At 69.5% G+C, this 15,529-nt stretch carries 14 protein-coding genes; 3 read left to right on the top strand and 11 right to left on the bottom strand.

Features of this window, described 5'->3' with window-relative positions; genetic code table 11:
- Positions 1–607: 607 nt before the first annotated feature.
- From tyrS to argC, 10 genes are all read right to left on the bottom strand, one after another.
- Entirely contained in the window at positions 608–1,876 is a 1,269-nt protein-coding gene (gene tyrS, locus ABT061_RS38190; protein WP_350927349.1) for a tyrosine--tRNA ligase, read from the bottom strand.
- 130 nt (positions 1,877–2,006) lie between these two features.
- The gene (locus ABT061_RS38185) at positions 2,007–2,657 is read right to left on the bottom strand and encodes a DNA-3-methyladenine glycosylase (protein WP_350927347.1); all 651 of its coding nucleotides are present in this window, start codon (positions 2,655–2,657) and stop codon (positions 2,007–2,009) included.
- On the bottom strand, positions 2,657–4,075 hold the full coding sequence (argH, locus tag ABT061_RS38180) for an argininosuccinate lyase (RefSeq protein ID WP_350927345.1): 1,419 nt from the start codon (positions 4,073–4,075) through the stop codon (positions 2,657–2,659). The genes ABT061_RS38185 and argH overlap by 1 nt, the downstream gene beginning before the upstream one ends.
- Positions 4,076–4,116: 41 nt before the next feature.
- On the bottom strand, positions 4,117–5,316 hold the full coding sequence (locus ABT061_RS38175) for an argininosuccinate synthase (RefSeq protein ID WP_350927343.1): 1,200 nt from the start codon (positions 5,314–5,316) through the stop codon (positions 4,117–4,119).
- A gap of 36 nt (positions 5,317–5,352) precedes the next feature.
- Complete coding sequence (locus ABT061_RS38170; RefSeq protein WP_350927361.1) at positions 5,353–5,880, bottom strand: arginine repressor; 528 nt, start codon at positions 5,878–5,880, stop codon at positions 5,353–5,355.
- A gap of 8 nt (positions 5,881–5,888) precedes the next feature.
- Positions 5,889–6,869 carry an ornithine carbamoyltransferase gene (gene argF, locus ABT061_RS38165; RefSeq protein WP_350927341.1) on the bottom strand — a complete coding sequence of 327 codons (981 nt, stop codon included), beginning with the start codon at positions 6,867–6,869 and terminating at the stop codon, positions 5,889–5,891.
- Positions 6,859–8,010: an acetylornithine transaminase gene (locus ABT061_RS38160; protein ID WP_350927359.1), complete on the bottom strand. Its 1,152-nt coding sequence runs from the start codon at positions 8,008–8,010 to the stop codon at positions 6,859–6,861. Before ABT061_RS38160 ends, argF begins: the two co-directional genes overlap by 11 nt.
- Before the next feature lie 56 nt (positions 8,011–8,066).
- A complete protein-coding gene (gene argB / locus ABT061_RS38155; RefSeq protein ID WP_350927339.1) occupies positions 8,067–8,996 on the bottom strand; it encodes an acetylglutamate kinase in 930 nt (309 codons plus the stop codon).
- The gene (gene argJ, locus ABT061_RS38150) at positions 8,993–10,147 is read right to left on the bottom strand and encodes a bifunctional glutamate N-acetyltransferase/amino-acid acetyltransferase ArgJ (RefSeq protein ID WP_350927335.1); all 1,155 of its coding nucleotides are present in this window, start codon (positions 10,145–10,147) and stop codon (positions 8,993–8,995) included. Before argJ ends, argB begins: the two co-directional genes overlap by 4 nt.
- Positions 10,144–11,166 (bottom strand): N-acetyl-gamma-glutamyl-phosphate reductase, encoded by a 1,023-nt coding sequence (gene argC / locus ABT061_RS38145; protein ID WP_350927333.1) that lies wholly within the window; start codon positions 11,164–11,166, stop codon positions 10,144–10,146. Before argC ends, argJ begins: the two co-directional genes overlap by 4 nt.
- Before the next feature lie 271 nt (positions 11,167–11,437).
- Between argC and ABT061_RS38140 the strand changes: the two genes are divergently transcribed.
- The 3 genes from ABT061_RS38140 to ABT061_RS38130 all read left to right on the top strand — a co-directional run bounded on the left by ABT061_RS38140 (position 11,438) and on the right by ABT061_RS38130 (position 15,148).
- Positions 11,438–13,099 carry a class I adenylate-forming enzyme family protein gene (locus ABT061_RS38140; RefSeq protein WP_350927331.1) on the top strand — a complete coding sequence of 554 codons (1,662 nt, stop codon included), beginning with the start codon at positions 11,438–11,440 and terminating at the stop codon, positions 13,097–13,099.
- 81 nt (positions 13,100–13,180) lie between these two features.
- On the top strand, positions 13,181–14,491 hold the full coding sequence (locus ABT061_RS38135) for an MFS transporter (RefSeq protein ID WP_350927329.1): 1,311 nt from the start codon (positions 13,181–13,183) through the stop codon (positions 14,489–14,491).
- 51 nt (positions 14,492–14,542) lie between these two features.
- Complete coding sequence (locus ABT061_RS38130; RefSeq protein ID WP_502991568.1) at positions 14,543–15,148, top strand: Uma2 family endonuclease; 606 nt, start codon at positions 14,543–14,545, stop codon at positions 15,146–15,148.
- Between the two features lie 50 nt (positions 15,149–15,198).
- Here ABT061_RS38130 and ABT061_RS38125 read toward each other — a convergent pair whose 3' ends face one another.
- Positions 15,199–15,444, bottom strand: a complete 246-nt coding sequence (locus ABT061_RS38125) for a hypothetical protein (RefSeq protein ID WP_350927327.1) — start codon at positions 15,442–15,444, stop codon at positions 15,199–15,201.
- Positions 15,445–15,529 lie beyond the last annotated feature (85 nt).

Below are 15,529 nucleotides of genomic sequence, written 5' to 3'. Positions count from 1 at the left end.
CCACCCCGATGAAAGGGCAGGTTGGACAGGGTTGTGCTTCATGCACTGGCTTTTAACACACTGTTGAGTTCTCAAGAAACGGACGCGTACACCGTCGTCCCGACCAGCACTTGATCGGAGAGCCAGGGGCGCTCTGCTCCTTACTTAAATCCTACCGCTTGTCAAGACTGTGTCAAATCGCCGACTCTCAGCTATTTGTCACAAACCCTGCAGACTCACTAGGATTTTCTTCGCTCCGCCTCCGGAGCAACCCACTGAACCTACCGTGTCATCCAGGCCACAGCGAAGCAACCGGTTTTCCGGTGATCTACGCGGAGTCCGAACTCTCAAGTTCGTTCAGTGGAGTGTCCCTGGGGCCCGTCCGCCGGCTCAGGCGTCCGGCTCGCTCCCGGGGCATTGAAAAGATTATGCCCCTCCCGGAACATCGTCAAATCAGCCACGCTTGGTAAAACCGCAGGTCAGAGGGGTTCCTTAAGGAAACCAGGCGCGTTTGCTACCGGAATGTTACGCGGTGAGACGGCGAACGCCCCAGCCGAAGCCGGGGCGTCCATCCCTCGTAATCATCGCCTTTACCTGGCAGAAGAGCAGGTCGGCAGCACGGGCGGGGTCAGGCCTCGACGATCTCGACGCCACCGACCGAACGCTTGCCACGGCGGAGCACCAGGAAGCGTCCATGGAGCAGATCATCGGCCGACGGCACGTACGCCTCGTCGGTGACCTTGGTGTTGTTGAGGTAGGCGCCGCCCTCCTTGACGGTGCGACGCGCCTCGGACTTCGACTTGACCAGGCCACTCTCGGCGAGCAGGTCGACAAGGGACGCTCCCAGCGCGGAAACCTCGGCACGCGGCACCTCGGCGAGAGCCTCCCCGAGCGTGCGCGCGGGCAACTCCTCCAGGGACCCCTGACCGAACAGGGCCGCCGAGGCGGCGATCACCGCGGCGCACTCGTCGGCACCGTGCAGCAGCGTGGTGAACTCCTCCGCGAGTGCTCGCTGGGCCTCGCGCGCGGCGGGCCGCGCGGCGGCGGCCTTCTCCAGTTCCTCGATCTCCTCACGGGACCTGAAGCTGTAGATCTTGAGGAACTTCACCACGTCCCTGTCATCCGAGTTCAGCCAGAACTGGTAGAAGGCGTACGGCGAGGTCATCTCAGGGTTGAGCCAGACCGCACCGCCGGCGGTCTTGCCGAACTTGGTCCCGTCCGCCTTGGTGATCAAAGGCACGGTGAGGGCGTGCACATGGTTGCCGGTCACCCGGCGGATGAGGTCGGTTCCCGCGGTGATGTTGCCCCACTGGTCGCTGCCGCCGATCTGGAGCGTGCAGCCGTAGCGCCGGTTCAGCTCCAGGTAGTCGTTGGCCTGCAGGATCTGGTAGCTGAACTCGGTGTAGCTGAGCCCCTCTCCCCCCAGCCTGGCGGAGACCGACTCGCGGGCCAGCATCCGGTTGACCGGGAAGTGCTTGCCGACGTCACGCAGGAAGTCGATCGCTGACATGCCCTCGGTCCAGTCGAGGTTGCTGACCAGGATCCCGCCCGTCTCCTCCGAGAAGTCGAGGAACTTCTCCAGCTGGACACGGATCCGCGCCACCCATTCGGCCACGACCTCGGACGAGTTCAGCGAGCGCTCGGTGCTCCGACCGCTGGGGTCGCCGATCAGGCCGGTCGCGCCGCCCACCAGGCCGACGACCCGGTGACCCGCCCGCTGCAGGCGGGTGAGGGTCAGCAACGGGACCAGGTTGCCGACGTGCAGCGAGGGCGCGGTCGGGTCGAAGCCGCAATAGACCGTGATCGGACCCTCGGCCATCGCCCCGCGCAGGGTGTCGATGTCGGTGGACTGCGCGATCAGGCCGCGCCAGGCGAGGTCATCCAGAATGTCGGTCACGATCCTTGCTTTCCAATGCTCGAAGGGACATTTAGCGCTCTCGTACACCCTGCCCGATCGCGGCACCGCCGCGCCACTCGAAACCCTCCTCGAGCTCGAGTCGACCAGCGGGAAGGAGCGCACGGGTGGCCTACCGGCGGCGCGGCACGTGCGGGCGATGGGGCGAGACGGTGGGGTCGCCGTCGATCCAGAAACGCCAGGGCGTCTCCTTCCCCGACGAGACCCCGGTGCGCGGCCCCGACCGGACGGACGCGGACACGACGGGTTCGCCCTCGATCACGGAGAGCGATCCCGGGGCGCAGACATCGAGTCCGTTGTGCTCCAGGGTGAAACCGAGCGCCACGGCCAGACGAGCCGGTCCTCTGGCCAGATCGACTTCCCGGACGGCACGGGCGCTGTCCGCTCTCCGGCGGGCCATGGCGGTCCCGATACCGGAGATCACCTCTCCGGCCCTGAGCAGTATTCCGGACCCCGTCCCCTCTGGAAGGCAGGTGAGGTTGGCGCAGAAATGCATGCCGTATGTGAAGTAGACGTACAGGTGGCCCGGTGGGCCGAACATCACCGCGTTGCGCGGCGTCCGGCCCCGGTAGGTGTGCGACGCGGGATCCTCACCCGGCAGGCCGTACGCCTCGACCTCGGTGAGACGCAGCGCGACCGGCCCGTGCACGAGTACTCGTCCCAGCAGATCCGGAGCGATCTCGTGGGCGGGCCGGTCGAAGAAGTCGCGCGCCAGCGGCGCGGGCGCGGCGAGCGAGTGCCCGCCGTGCTCTTCAGCGGACATCAGTTCCCGATCGCCCAGGCCGCCTGGGCGTCGACGATCTCGCGGAGCGCGACGAGCTGGTCGCGGACCCGGTCCGGCGCCGTACCGCCGTGCGCCTTGCGGGCGGCCAGCGCGCCCGGCACCGAGAGGACCTCGCGGGAGTCAGGCGTGAAGTGCGGCGAGACCTTGGCCAGTTCGTCGTCGGTGAGCTCGCCGAAGTCCTTGTCGTTGACCTGGCACCAGACGACCAGGTGCCCGACCGCCTCATGGGCCTCGCGGAAGGCGACGCCCCTGCGGACCAGCAGCTCGGCCAGGTCTGTGGCCAGCGCGAACCCGTCCGGGGCCGAGGCCTCCAGCTTGGCGGTGTTGACACGCATGGTCGCGACGAGCCCGGCCATGGCCGGAAGGACGAGCAGCAGGCTGTCGACGGAGTCGAACACCGGCTCCTTGTCCTCCTGCAGGTCCCGGTTGTAGGTCAGCGGCAGGCCCTTGAGCGTCGTCAGCAGCGACATCAGGTTGCCGATGAGGCGGCCGCTCTTGCCCCGGGCGAGCTCGGCCACGTCGGGGTTCTTCTTCTGCGGCATGATCGACGAGCCGGTGGAGTAGGCGTCGTCCATCTCGATCCAGCGGAACTCCTGCGAGGCCCACAGGACGATCTCCTCGCCCAGCCGGGACAGGTGCACACCGATCATCGCCGCGTCGAACAGGAACTCGGCGGCGAAGTCGCGGTCGGCGACCGCGTCCATCGAGTTGGGCGCGGCGGAGTCGAAGCCCAGTTCCCTGGCCACGGCCTGCGGGTCGAGCGGCAGGGAGGACCCGGCCAGCGCCCCGGAGCCGAGCGGGGAGACGGCCGCGCGCCGGTCCCAGTCGCGCAGCCGCTCGATGTCACGGGCGAAGGCGTGCACGTGCGCCAGGAGCTGGTGGCCGAATGAGACCGGCTGGGCGTGCTGCAGGTGGGTCATGCCGGGGGCCGCCGTCTCGGCGTGCTCCTCGGCCTGGCTCATCAGCGCGGTCTCCAGCTCCACCAGCCGGGACACGATGTGCCTGACGTGATCGCGGAGGTAGAGCCGCAGATCGGTGGCAACCTGGTCGTTGCGGCTTCGACCTGCTCTGAGCTTGCCACCGAGCGTGCCGAGACGTTCCAGCAGGCCGCGCTCCAGCGCGGTGTGCACGTCCTCGTCGGCGACGGTCGGCCGGAACTCGCCCTCCTTGCAGGCTCGCTCCAGGTCGTCCAGGGCACCGAGCATGCGTGCCAGCTCGTCGTCGGTCAGCAGGTTCGCACGGTGCAGCACCCGGGCGTGCGCGCGCGAGGCCAGCAGATCGTACGGCACCAGCCGCCAGTCGAAGTGCACGCTCACAGAGAGCCTGGTCAGCGCGTCGGCCGGACCTCCTTCGAACCGGCCGCCCCACAGCCGCATCGGCTTACCACCATCAGTCACCGTTGTTCTCCCTCCCCATTCAATCCGCGACCTTAGCCCACTCAGCCCAACCGGGCGTCCCGGGCGGAGGCAATCTTGGAGGGAAGGCTCCACAGCTCGACGAAGCCCTTGGCGAGAGACTGGTCGAAGGTGTCGCCGGTGTCGTAGGTGGCGAGGTTGAAGTCGTACAGCGACGCCTCCGAGCGCCGACCCGTGACCGTGGCCCGGCCGCCGTGCAGGGTCATCCGGATCTCGCCGGTGACGTGCTCCTGGGCCTCGGCGATGAAGACGTCCAGGGCCTTCTTGAGGGGGGAGAACCAGAGGCCGTCGTAGACGAGCTCGCCCCAGCGCTGGTCCACCGACCGCTTGAACCTGGTCAGGTCGCGCTCGACCGTGACGTTCTCCAGCTCCATGTGCGCGGTGATCAGAGCGATGGCGCCCGGCGCCTCGTAGACCTCGCGGGACTTGATACCGACGAGCCGGTCCTCGACCATGTCGAGGCGGCCGACGCCCTGGGCGCCCGCGCGCTGGTTCAGCTCGGCGATGACCTGGAACGGGGTCAGGTGCCGCCCGTCCAGCGCCACCGGGACGCCCTTGACGAAGCTGATGATGACCTCGTCGGCCTCGCGCGGCTGGGCGGGGTCGGCGGTGTAGGAGTAGACGTCCTCGATGGGGCCGTTCCAGATGTCCTCAAGGAAGCCCGTCTCGACGGCCCTGCCCCAGATGTTCTGGTCGATCGAGTAGGGGTTCTTCTTGGTGGTCTCGATCGGCAGGTTCTTCTCCTCGGCGTAGGCGATCGCCTTGTCCCGGGTCCACGCGTAGTCGCGGGCCGGGGCGATGACCTTGAGCTCGGGAAAGAGCGCGGCCAGGCCGGCCTCGAACCGGACCTGGTCGTTGCCCTTGCCGGTGCAGCCGTGCGAGACGTGGGTGCCGCCGAACTCCTTGGCCGCGGCGGCCAGGTGCTTGACGATCAGTGGCCGCGACAGGGCGGAGACCAGCGGGTAGCGGTCCATGTAGAGGGCGTTGGCCTGCAGGGCGGGCACGCAGAAGTCGGCGGCGAACTCCTCGCGGGCGTCCACGACGACGGACTCCACGGCGCCGCAGTCGATGGCCCGCTTGCGGATGATCTCCATGTCCTCGCCGCCCTGGCCGACGTCGACGGCGACCGCGATCACCTCTGCGCCGGTCTTCTCGGCGAGGAAGGGGATGGCCACGGAGGTGTCGAGGCCCCCGGAGAAGGCGAGTACGACCCGGTCAGTCATAATTGATCTCTCCAAGTTATTCGTTCGTCACAAGTCTCAGATGGTGCCGGGCTCGCCCGCCTGAGCGGGCTGAATACGTCGGTCGGCGTGCCTGAGCAGCCCCTCGGCGACCGCTGCCCCGCCCGCCGGGTCACGGCTGATGACGAGGATCGTGTCGTCTCCGGCGACCGTGCCGAGGATGGACTCCCAGTCGGCGTGGTCGATGGCGGAGGCGAGGAACTGTGCGGCGCCCGGTGGCGTGCGGACGATGATCAGGTTGGCGGAGGCCTCGGCCGAGACGAGGAGTTCCTCGGCGAGCCGGCTGAGCCGGGCGGCCGGGGACTCGCCGGTGCCGAGCCTGGCCAGCCTTATCCGGCCGCCGCCCTCACCGGGCAGGGCGTAGACCAGGGAGCCGTCCTCGGCGCGCAGCTTGAGCGCGCCGAGCTCGTCCAGGTCCCGGGAGAGGGTGGCCTGGGTGACCTCGACCCCGCTCTCCAGCAGGAGCTTGGCCAGCTCCGGCTGGGATCTGACGGGCTGCCGCTGCAGCAGGTCGGCGATCCTGGCCTGACGGGCGACCTTGGTCATCGGGATCGTCACGCGACCACCCCGTCCCCGGGCGCGTCCGGACCGCTCACCGAGATCAGCCAGTACAGCAGGGCCTTCTGGGCGTGCAGCCGGTTCTCGGCCTGGTCCCACACCAGGCTCCGCGGGCCGTCGAGGACCTCGGCGGAGATCTCCAGCTCGCGGTAGGCGGGCAGGCAGTGCAGGACGATGGCGCCGGGCGCCGCCCGGTCCACCAGCGCGGCGTTGACCTGGTAGGGCATGAGGTCGGCGACCCGCTGCTCCTTGCCGTCCTGGCCCATGGAGACCCAGGTGTCGGTGGCGAGGACATCCGCGCCCGCGGCGGCCTGGGCCGGGTCGGTGAGCACGGTGACCGATCCTCCGGTCTCCTCGGCGACCTTGACGGCCCGCCGGAGAATCTTCGGGTCCGGCAGGTATCCGGCGGGGGCGGCGACCCGCACGTGCATGCCGGCGACGGCGCCGCCGAGCAGGTAGGAGTGGGCCATGTTGTTGGCGCCGTCCCCGAAGTAGGCCAGGGTGAGTCCGGCGGTCCTGCCGAAGTGCTCCTTGACGGTCTGCAGGTCCGCGAGGATCTGGCAGGGGTGGAACTCGTCGGTGAGGGCGTTGACCACCGGCACCGAGGAGGCCGAGGCCATGGCCTCGACCCTGTCCTGGCCCGAGGTACGCCACACGATGGCGCTCACCTGACGCTCCAGGACCCGGGCGGTGTCCTCGATCGACTCACCCCGGCCCATCTGGGAGGAGCCTGCGTCGACGATCAGGGGAAGGCCGCCGAGCTCGCCGATGCCGACGGCGAAGGAGACCCGGGTGCGGGTGGACGGCTTGTCGAAGAGGACGGCGACGGTTTGCGGGCCCTCGAAGGGGCGGTAGCCGTAACGGTCCTTCTTCATGGCCTCGGCCAGGTCGAGCACCTGGGCCTGCTCGGCGGACGAGAGGTCGTCGTCCTTCAGGAAGTGCCTGACGGGCGCCTGCGCGGAGAGGTTACTGGGCATCGGCGGCCTCGTCGAGGATCGCTGGGAGCGCGGCCACGAAGGCGGCGACCTGAGCGGAGGTGATCACCAGCGGGGGTGCGAGCCGCACCGCGTGGGGCTGGAGGGCGTTGACCAGGAAACCGGCCCGCCGCGCGGCGGTCTGGAAGTGGGCGGAGCGGTCGTCGGTCAGCAGAACGGCCAGCCACAGGCCCCTGCCCCGGACACCGGCGAGCAGCGGGTGGTCGATCGCGGCGATGCCGTCGGCGAGTTCGGCCCCGACGGTACGCACGTGCTCCAGCAGGCCGTCGGTGTCGATCGTGTCGAGCACGGCGAGCGCCGCGGCGGTCGAGACGGGGTTGCCGCCGAAGGTGGACCCGTGGTCGCCCTGGGCGAGAACCGTGGCCGCCGCACCGAAGCCGACGCAGGCGCCGATCGGCATGCCTCCGCCGAGGCCCTTGGCCAGGGTGAGCACGTCGGGCAGGATGCCTTCGTGCTGGTGGGCGAACCAGTGCCCGGTGCGGCCGATCGCCGACTGGATCTCGTCCGCGACCAGCAGCGCGCCTGTGGCGTCGCAGATCTCCCTGGCCGCCGTGAAGTAGCCCTCGGGCGGGGGCACGACCCCCGCCTCCCCCTGGGTGGGTTCGAGGAAGACCGCGGCGCACTCGCCGGTCACCGCGCTCTTGAGCGCGTCGGCGTCACCGTACGGCACGAAACGAACATCAATCGGGAAGGGCCCGAACTGATCACGGATGGAGGGTTTGCCGGTCAGGGCGAGCGCGCCGAGGGTCCGGCCGTGGAAGGCGTTCTCGGCGGCCACGAAGTAGGTGCGGCCGTTCGACTTGCCGTACTTGATGGCGAGCTTCAGCGCGGCCTCGTTGGCCTCGGTGCCGGAGTTGCTGAAGAACACCTTGGCGGGGGCGCCGAGCAGGCTGAGCAGGCGCTCGGCGAGCAGTACCTCGGGCTCGTGCAGGAAGAGGTTGCTGGTGTGGGCGAGGGTGGCGACCTGCCTGGAGACGGCCTCCACCAGCGCCGGGTGGGCGTGGCCGAGCGAGCTGACCGCGATGCCGCCGATCAGGTCGAGGTACTCGCGGCCGTCGACGTCCCAGACCCTCGTGCCCTCGCCTCGGGCCAGTGCCACCGGGGGCACCCCGTAGTTGGCCATGAAGGCGGCCTCGAAGCGCGTGCTGAGCGCCTCTGTGGCGGGACTTTCCTGCGGGCTCACGTGTCGTTCCCCTTCAGCTGGGCGGTGGCCGTCGCCGCGGGGGCGTCCGGCAGCACCATGGTTCCTATGCCCTTGTCCGTGAAGATCTCCAGCAGCACCGAGTGCGGCACCCTGCCGTCGAGTACGTGGGCCTGCGGCACGCCCCCCTGGACGGCGGTCAGGCACGCCTCCATCTTGGGGATCATGCCGCTGGACAGGGTCGGCAGGAGCTTCTCCAGCTCGGTGGCGGACAGCTCGTCGATGACCTCGTTGTCAACGGCATCGGGGCTCCAGTCACGGTACAGGCCCTCGACATCGGTCAGGACGATCAGCTTGGACGCCTGGAGCGCCACGGCGAGCGCGGCGGCGGCGGTGTCGGCGTTGACGTTGTAGACGGTGCCGTCCTCACTGCGCGCGACCGATGAGATCACCGGGATCCGCCCGTCCTCCAGCAGCGCCCGCACGGCTCCGGCCTCGACGTTGACGATGTCGCCGACCTGGCCGATGTCGACGCTGGCGCCGTCGACGACGGCGTGCTTGCGCACGGCGGTGAACAGGTGGGCGTCCTCGCCGGACATGCCGATGGCGAACGGCCCGTGCCTGTTGATCAGACCGACCACGTCGCGGTTGACCTGGCCGACGAGGACCATCCTGACGACCCGCATGGCCTCGGGGGTGGTGACCCTGAGCCCGGCGGTGAAGGTGGACTCGATGCCGAGCAGGTCGAGGTGGGCGTTGATCTGCGGGCCTCCCCCGTGCACGATCACCGGCCTGAGCCCGGCGTAACGCAGGAAGACGACATCGGCGGCGAACTTCTCGCGCAGGTGCTCCTCGGTCATCGCGTTGCCGCCGTACTTGATGACGACGGTCGCACCGTGGAAGCTGGCGAGCCAGGGCAGCGCCTCGATCAGCGTGGTGGCCTTCGCCAGGGCCTCGGTCCGCCTCATGAGGAGTACGCCGAGTTCTCGTGGACGTACTCGGCGGTGAGGTCGGTGGTGTGGATCGTCGCCGAGTGCGGGCCCGCCGACAGGTCGATGGTGATCGTCACATCGCGCGGGGTGAGGTCGACCTTGGAGCGGTCGTCGCCCGCGGCACCGCCCCGGCAAATCCAGATGCCGTTGATGGCCACGTTGAGCCGGTCGGCCTCGAAGACGGCGTCGGTGGTGCCGACGGCCGACAGCACCCGGCCCCAGTTGGGGTCCTCTCCGTGGATGGCGCACTTGAGGAGATTCGACCGGGAGACGGTACGGCCGACGGTGACCGCGTCCTCCTCGGAGACGGCGCCGACGACCTCGATGGCGATCGCCTTGGAGGCGCCCTCTGCGTCCAGCAGCAGCTGGCGGGCGAGGTCGGCGCAGACCGCGAGGAGGACCTGCTCGAACTCGGCGAGGTCGGGAGTGATACCGGAGGCGCCGCTGGCCAGCAGCAGCACCGTGTCGTTGGTGGACATGCAACCGTCGGCGTCGAGCCGGTCGAAGGTGACCCGCGTCACCTTGCGGAGCACCTCGTCGAGCTGCTCGGCGGGCAGGTCGGCGTCGGTGGTGATCACCGAGAGCATGGTGGCGAGGCCCGGGGCGAGCATGCCCGCCCCCTTGGCCATGCCGCCGACCATGTAGCCGCCGGCGCCCTTCCTGAAGGAGATCTTCGAGACGGTGTCGGTGGTGCGGATGGCGTCGGCGGCGGCCAGCCCGCCGTCCCTGGCGAGCTGTGAGACCGCGAGATCGACCCCCGCCAGCAGCGGTTCCATCGGCAGGCGCTCACCGATCAGACCGGTGGAGCAGACCGCGATCTCGCCGGCCGAGTCTCCCAGCGCCTCGGCGACCTTCTCCGCGGTGGCATGGGTGTCCTGGAAACCCAGCGGCCCGGTGCAGGCGTTGGCGCCGCCGGAGTTGAGGACCACCGCGTGGACCCGGCCCCCGGACAGCACCTGCGCGGACCACAGGACGGGTGCGGCCTTCACCCGGTTGGCCGTGAAGACTCCCGCCGCGGCGCGGGAAGGGCCGTCGTTGACGATCAGTGCCAGGTCGCGGGCGGCACCGGACTTGATTCCGGCGGCGACACCCGCCGCCCGGAAGCCGAGGGGGGCGGTCACGCTCATGGGGCGACTCCATTGAGAGGAAGGCCTAGCTCTTCCGGCAGGCCGAGGGCGAGGTTGGCACTCTGGATGGCCCCGCCCGCCGTTCCCTTGGTCAGGTTGTCGATGGCGACGACGGCGACGACGCGGCCCGCACGCTCGTCCAGGACGACCTGGAGGGCGGCGGTGTTGGCTCCGAGAGTCATCGAGGTCGCGGGCCACTGGCCCTCGGGGAGCAGCCGCAGGAACGGCTCGTCCTTGGTGGCGACCTCGTACGCCTCGCGCAGGACCGCCGGGGTGAGGCCCGCTCTGGCGGGCGCGCTGCAGGTGGCGAGGATGCCGCGGCTCATCGGCGCCAGCACGGGGGTGAAGGAGACGGTGACCGGCTCACCCGCCAACGGGGAGAGGTTCTGTTCCATCTCCGGGGTGTGCCGGTGGACGCCGCCGACGCCGTACGCGCTGGCCGAGCCCATCACCTCGCTGCCCAGGAGGTTCGGCTTGGGCGCCCGGCCCGCTCCGCTGGTGCCGCTGGCGGCTACCACCACCACGTCGGGCCCGACGAGGCCGGCGGCGAAGGCGGGGAACATCGCCAGGGTGACCGCCGTCGGGTAGCACCCGGGCACGGCGATCCTGGAGGCCGCGCGCAGTTCCTCGCGCCGGCCCGGCAGCTCGGGCAACCCGTACGGCCAGGTGCCGGCGTGGGTTCCGCCGTAGAAGTGCTCCCAGGCGGCGGGGTCGGTGAGCCGGAAGTCGGCGCCGCAGTCGACGACGAGGGTGCCGTCACCGAGTTGCTCGGCGACGGCGGCCGACTGGCCGTGCGGCAGGGCGAGGAAGACGAGGTCGTGGCCGCCGAGGGTCTCTGGGGTGGTCTCCAGCAGGATCCGACCGGCCAGCGGGGTCAGGTGTGGCTGGTGGGCGCCGAGCGCCGTGCCGGCGCTTGAGGCCGCGGTCAGCGCGCCGATCTCGATGCCGGGGTGGGACAGCAGCAGGCGCAGGAGCTCACCTCCGGCGTAGCCGCTGGCACCCGCGATCGCCGCTCTCATCGGCCCCCCTGATCTCTGCATGTTCATACACACTCACTCATGCTCTTGCTAGAGAGATTATGCATCTCCAGGGATTGTCATGCAAGCCGGTTATGCGGGGGTTACCGGCCTACGGAATGCCCCAGAGCAGCGGAAAAGTCGCAAAAATCATGCTTTTCGGCTCTCGATTACGGGGACAAGGCAATCAGTTGCGTTTCGGCATTGTTGCGCATACCTACCGGTCAGTATCGTGGCGATCTCCGGTCCTTCCACCCTTCGGGAGTGCGAACGTATGACTGTCACCCATGACCAGGTCCAGGCCCAGCTCACCGGTCCCGGACAGCTTTTCGAGATGGACGAGGTCCCCGGCCACGGCGGGACCGTCAAAACCTGGAAGCACGCCCCCCGCGACTTCCGGGCGCTCCTCGAGACGAGCCGGTTTCACGGCGACAAGATCTTCCTGACGTACGAGGACGAGCACATCACCTACGAGGAGCACTTCAGGCGGGCGGCCACGCTCGCACGGCGTCTGGTGGACGAGTACGGCGTGGCCAAGGGCGACCGGATCGCCATCGCCATGCGCAACTACCCCGAATGGGTGATCGCCTTCTCGGCCGCGCTGGCCATCGGGGCGATAGCCGTTCCACTCAACGCCTGGTGGACCCCGCAGGAACTGGAGTACGGCCTGTCGGACTCCGGCGCCAAGGTGCTGATCGCCGACGGCGAGCGGGCGGCCGGGCTCACCGGCCTGCCCCCGGCACTGATCGTGACCCGCGGCGAGGTACCCGAGGGCGCCCGCGCGTTCGAGGAGGTGATGGGCGAGGTGGCGGCGGACGTGACGCTGCCGCCGGTCGACCTCTCCCCCGAGGATCCGGCAACGATCTTCTACACCTCCGGCACCACGGGCCGCCCCAAGGGCGCGCTCGGCAGCCATCGCAACGTCGGGCAGTCGCCCATGACCGTCGCCTACGGCATGTACCGCAGCATGGTCAGGGCGGGCGGGGACCCGGGCGAGACGGCGGGGCAGCGCCGCGTCACCCTGCTCACCGTTCCGCTCTTCCACGTCACCGGCTGCTTCGCGGTGATGACCACCACCATGTTCAGCGGGAGCGGTCTGGTGCTGATGTACAAGTGGGACGCGGGCCGCGCGCTGGAGCTGATCGAGCGCGAGAAGATCACGGGGCTCACCGGTGTGCCCACCAACGTATGGCAGCTCCTGTCCCACCCCGACCTGGACAAGCACGACATCTCCAGCCTCAACGCCCTCGGGTACGGCGGTGCCCCCGCCCCGCCGAAACTACTGGAGCGCATCACCGAGCAACTGCCCAGCCGCGCCCCCTCCAACGGGTACGGCATGACCGAGACCACCGCGCTCGCCATCAGCAACGCCGGCACCGACTATCTGGCCAAACCCGACAGCATCGGCCTGCCGATGGCGGTGGTCGAGGTGAAGATCGCCGATCCGCTCGGCGACGAGCTGCCGGTCGGCGCGGTCGGCGAGCTCTGCCTGCGCGGGCCGAACGTCATCCTGGGCTACTGGAACCGGCCCGAGGCCACCGCCGAGACCTTCGTCGGCGGCTGGCTGCACACCGGTGACCTGGCCAGGGTGGACTCCGAGGGGTTCGTGTTCATCGTGGACCGGGCCAAGGACATGGTCATCCGCGGCGGCGAGAACGTCTACTGCGCCGAGGTCGAGGCCGCCCTGTTCGAGCACCCGGCGGTCGACGACGCCGCGGTGATCGGCATCCCCCATGACGAGCTGGGCGAGGAGGTCGGCGCGGTGGTGCGGCTGTCGTCCCCGGCGACCGCCGAGGAGCTGCGGGCCTTCCTGCGCGAGCGGATCGCCCCCTTCAAGGTCCCGGTCAGGTTCTGGGTACGTGACACGGAACTTCCCCGCAACCCCGGTGGCAAGATCCTCAAAACCCACCTGCGCAAGGAGGTCCTGGGCTCCTGAGGCCCGCCGCGCTCGACCCGGCGGTGACCTGCCGGAAAATGAGTTGCCCTCCGCGCAGGTCATCGCCGAAACTACCTGTTCGTGCCAGAAAACGCTGACCGGTCCGTCAGAGCCCTGCTCCGTCGCCTGACGATGGACCTCAGCCCGCTCCGCGACTCCCGTGACTTCCGGTTGCTCTTCGGCTCCGGCGTCGTCACGATGTTCGGCACCTTCCTGACCCTGGTCGCGGTCCCGCTGCAGATGAAGGAGCTGACCGGCTCCTACCTGGCGGTAGGCCTGGTCAGCGTGGCCGAGTTCGTCCCGATGGTGGTGTGCGGGCTCTGGGGCGGGGCGATCGCCGACGCGCTGGACCGGCGCAAGATCATCCTTTACACCGAGGTGGGACTCTGCCTCACGGTCCTGATCCTGACCGTCAACGCGCTACTGCCCAAGCCGCAGGTCTGGGTGCTGTACGTGGTCGGCGCGCTCTCGGCCGGGCTGGGCAGCCTGCAACGGCCCAGCCTGGAGTCGCTGCTGCCCCGCGTGGTCAGGCACGACCAGCTGACCGCGGCCGCCGCGCTCAGCGCTTTCCGGTGGAACCTGGGCGCCATCGTCGCCCCGGGCCTCAGCGGCCTGATCGCGGCCTGGTTCGGCGTCGCCGTCGCGTACGGCGTCAACGTGGTGACCTTCCTGCTCTCCCTGGTCCTGCTGCAGATGGTGCGGGCCCAGCCGCAGCGGGAGAACGCCCCCGCGGCCTCGATCAGGTCACTGGTCGACGGGGTCCGCTACGCCGTGGGCCGCCCCGACCTGATGGGCACCTACCTGGTCGACGTCGCCGCGATGATCTTCGCCTTCTCCACCGCGCTGTACCCGTTCCTGGCCGACGAGCTGGGCGTACCCGAGGCTCTGGGGCTCTTCTTCTCCGCCTCGGCCGTCGGCTCGCTGATCGCCTCGGTCACCTCCGGCTGGACCAGGCACGTGCACCGCCACGGCCTCGGCGTGATCGTCGCGGCGGCCGTGTGGGGCGTGGCGGTGGCGCTGGCGGCGCTCATGCCCAGCGTCTGGGGCATCTTCGCCTTTCTGGCCGTGGCCGGGGCCGCCGACATGATCAGCGGTGTCTTCCGCTCGACCATCTGGAACCAGACCATCCCCGACGAGTTCCGCGGCCGCCTGGCGGGCATCGAGCTGCTCTCCTACACCAGCGGCCCGATGCTGGGCAACGCCAGGGCCGGCCTGATGGCCCAGCTCGGCGGGACCCGCTTCTCCCTGGGTGCGGGCGGCCTGCTGTGCGTCGGCGCGGTGGCCGCGATGGCCGCGCTGCTGCCGAGGTTCCGCGACTACGACGCCCGCACCGACGAACACGCGCTCAGGGAGCGCGCCCGCCGCGAGAAGGTCGCTCCCGTCCAGGGATAAGGCACCCGCAACCACCCTCACAGAGTGGAATCCTGTTGCTACTGTGAGGTCATGACGGTCGACGTACGGAGCCCCGAGATGACGGAGTCCTCGCTGCCCGACTGGGTGTTCCCTCCGCCGGGGGGATTCACCGCCGAGGATCTCGATCGCATTCCGCAATTGCCCGCACACACAGAGTTAATCGATGGAAGCCTGGTCTTCGTGAGTCCTCAGGCTTCTTTTCACATGCGAGCGGTGGATCTGCTGGTCGACGCCCTCCGTCACGCCGCGCCCGCCGATCTTCGCGCGCGCCGGGAGATGAGCGTCGTGCTGGGCAGGCAGCAGCGGCCCGAGCCCGATGTGAGCGTCATTCGCGCCTCCGCCGAGCACAGCCCGGAACAGACCTACTACCGGGCGGAGGACGTCGTACTGGCCGTGGAGGTCGTCTCGCCGGACTCCGAGCGGCGCGACCGCGACCGCAAACCGACGCTGTACGCCGAGGCGGGCATCGCACACTTCTGGCTGGTCGAGAACCAGTCGGGAAGGCCCGCGGTCTACGTCTACGAACTCGACCCGCTCGCCCGGTCCTACGTTCTCACCGGCATCCACCACGACCGGCTCAAGATCTCGGCCCCCTTCGACATCGACATCGACCTGACCGAGATCGACAAGCTCTGAGTCCTCCGGTCGGAGCCCACGCCCCTCGTGACGCGGCACCCGGCCGACCGTCACCCGGTCTCGCGCCAGCCGTCGCGATCCTCGAGCAGGGTGTCCAGGCGGGCCAGGCCCTCCGGCGTGAGGGTCTCGGCGAGGTCCTCGACCACCACGAGCCATTGTGCGTCCTCGGCGTCGTCCTCACCCGCGAGGGTCTCCCTGACCACGGCAGGCACGCCGATCATCGGAAACTCCTCGGCCACGATCTCGGCGACCTCCTCGGCGGCGTCGCGCTCGGCGAACACCAGCAGATGCCTCATCGTCCCTCCCGAGGGAAGATCCGCCCGTGGCCGGGCCATGGGGCGGAATGAAGGTTCCGGACCGGCGGGAATCCCGGTCCGGAGC

This window comes from Streptosporangium sp. NPDC002544 (assembly GCF_040295965.1).
In the GTDB taxonomy this organism is placed as follows: Bacteria; Actinomycetota; Actinomycetes; order Streptosporangiales; family Streptosporangiaceae; genus Streptosporangium.
This window is presented reverse-complemented; position numbering and strand designations above follow the sequence as displayed.

Excerpts from the sequence above, each read along its gene's own strand:
- ABT061_RS38185 (WP_350927347.1), bottom strand. The coding sequence starts at position 2,657 with ATGTCCGCTGAAGAGCACGGCGGGCACTCGCTCGCCGCGCCCGCGCCG.
- ABT061_RS38175 (WP_350927343.1), bottom strand. The coding sequence starts at position 5,316 with ATGACTGACCGGGTCGTACTCGCCTTCTCCGGGGGCCTCGACACCTCC.
- ABT061_RS38170 (WP_350927361.1), bottom strand. The coding sequence starts at position 5,880 with ATGACCAAGGTCGCCCGTCAGGCCAGGATCGCCGACCTGCTGCAGCGG.
- argF (WP_350927341.1), bottom strand. The coding sequence starts at position 6,869 with ATGCCCAGTAACCTCTCCGCGCAGGCGCCCGTCAGGCACTTCCTGAAG.
- ABT061_RS38160 (WP_350927359.1), bottom strand. The coding sequence starts at position 8,010 with ATGGCCAACTACGGGGTGCCCCCGGTGGCACTGGCCCGAGGCGAGGGC.
- argB (WP_350927339.1), bottom strand. The coding sequence starts at position 8,996 with ATGAGGCGGACCGAGGCCCTGGCGAAGGCCACCACGCTGATCGAGGCG.
- argJ (WP_350927335.1), bottom strand. The coding sequence starts at position 10,147 with ATGAGCGTGACCGCCCCCCTCGGCTTCCGGGCGGCGGGTGTCGCCGCC.
- argC (WP_350927333.1), bottom strand. The coding sequence starts at position 11,166 with ATGAGAGCGGCGATCGCGGGTGCCAGCGGCTACGCCGGAGGTGAGCTC.
- ABT061_RS38140 (WP_350927331.1), top strand. The coding sequence starts at position 11,438 with ATGACTGTCACCCATGACCAGGTCCAGGCCCAGCTCACCGGTCCCGGA.
- ABT061_RS38130 (WP_502991568.1), top strand. The coding sequence starts at position 14,543 with ATGACGGTCGACGTACGGAGCCCCGAGATGACGGAGTCCTCGCTGCCC.
- ABT061_RS38125 (WP_350927327.1), bottom strand. The coding sequence starts at position 15,444 with ATGAGGCATCTGCTGGTGTTCGCCGAGCGCGACGCCGCCGAGGAGGTC.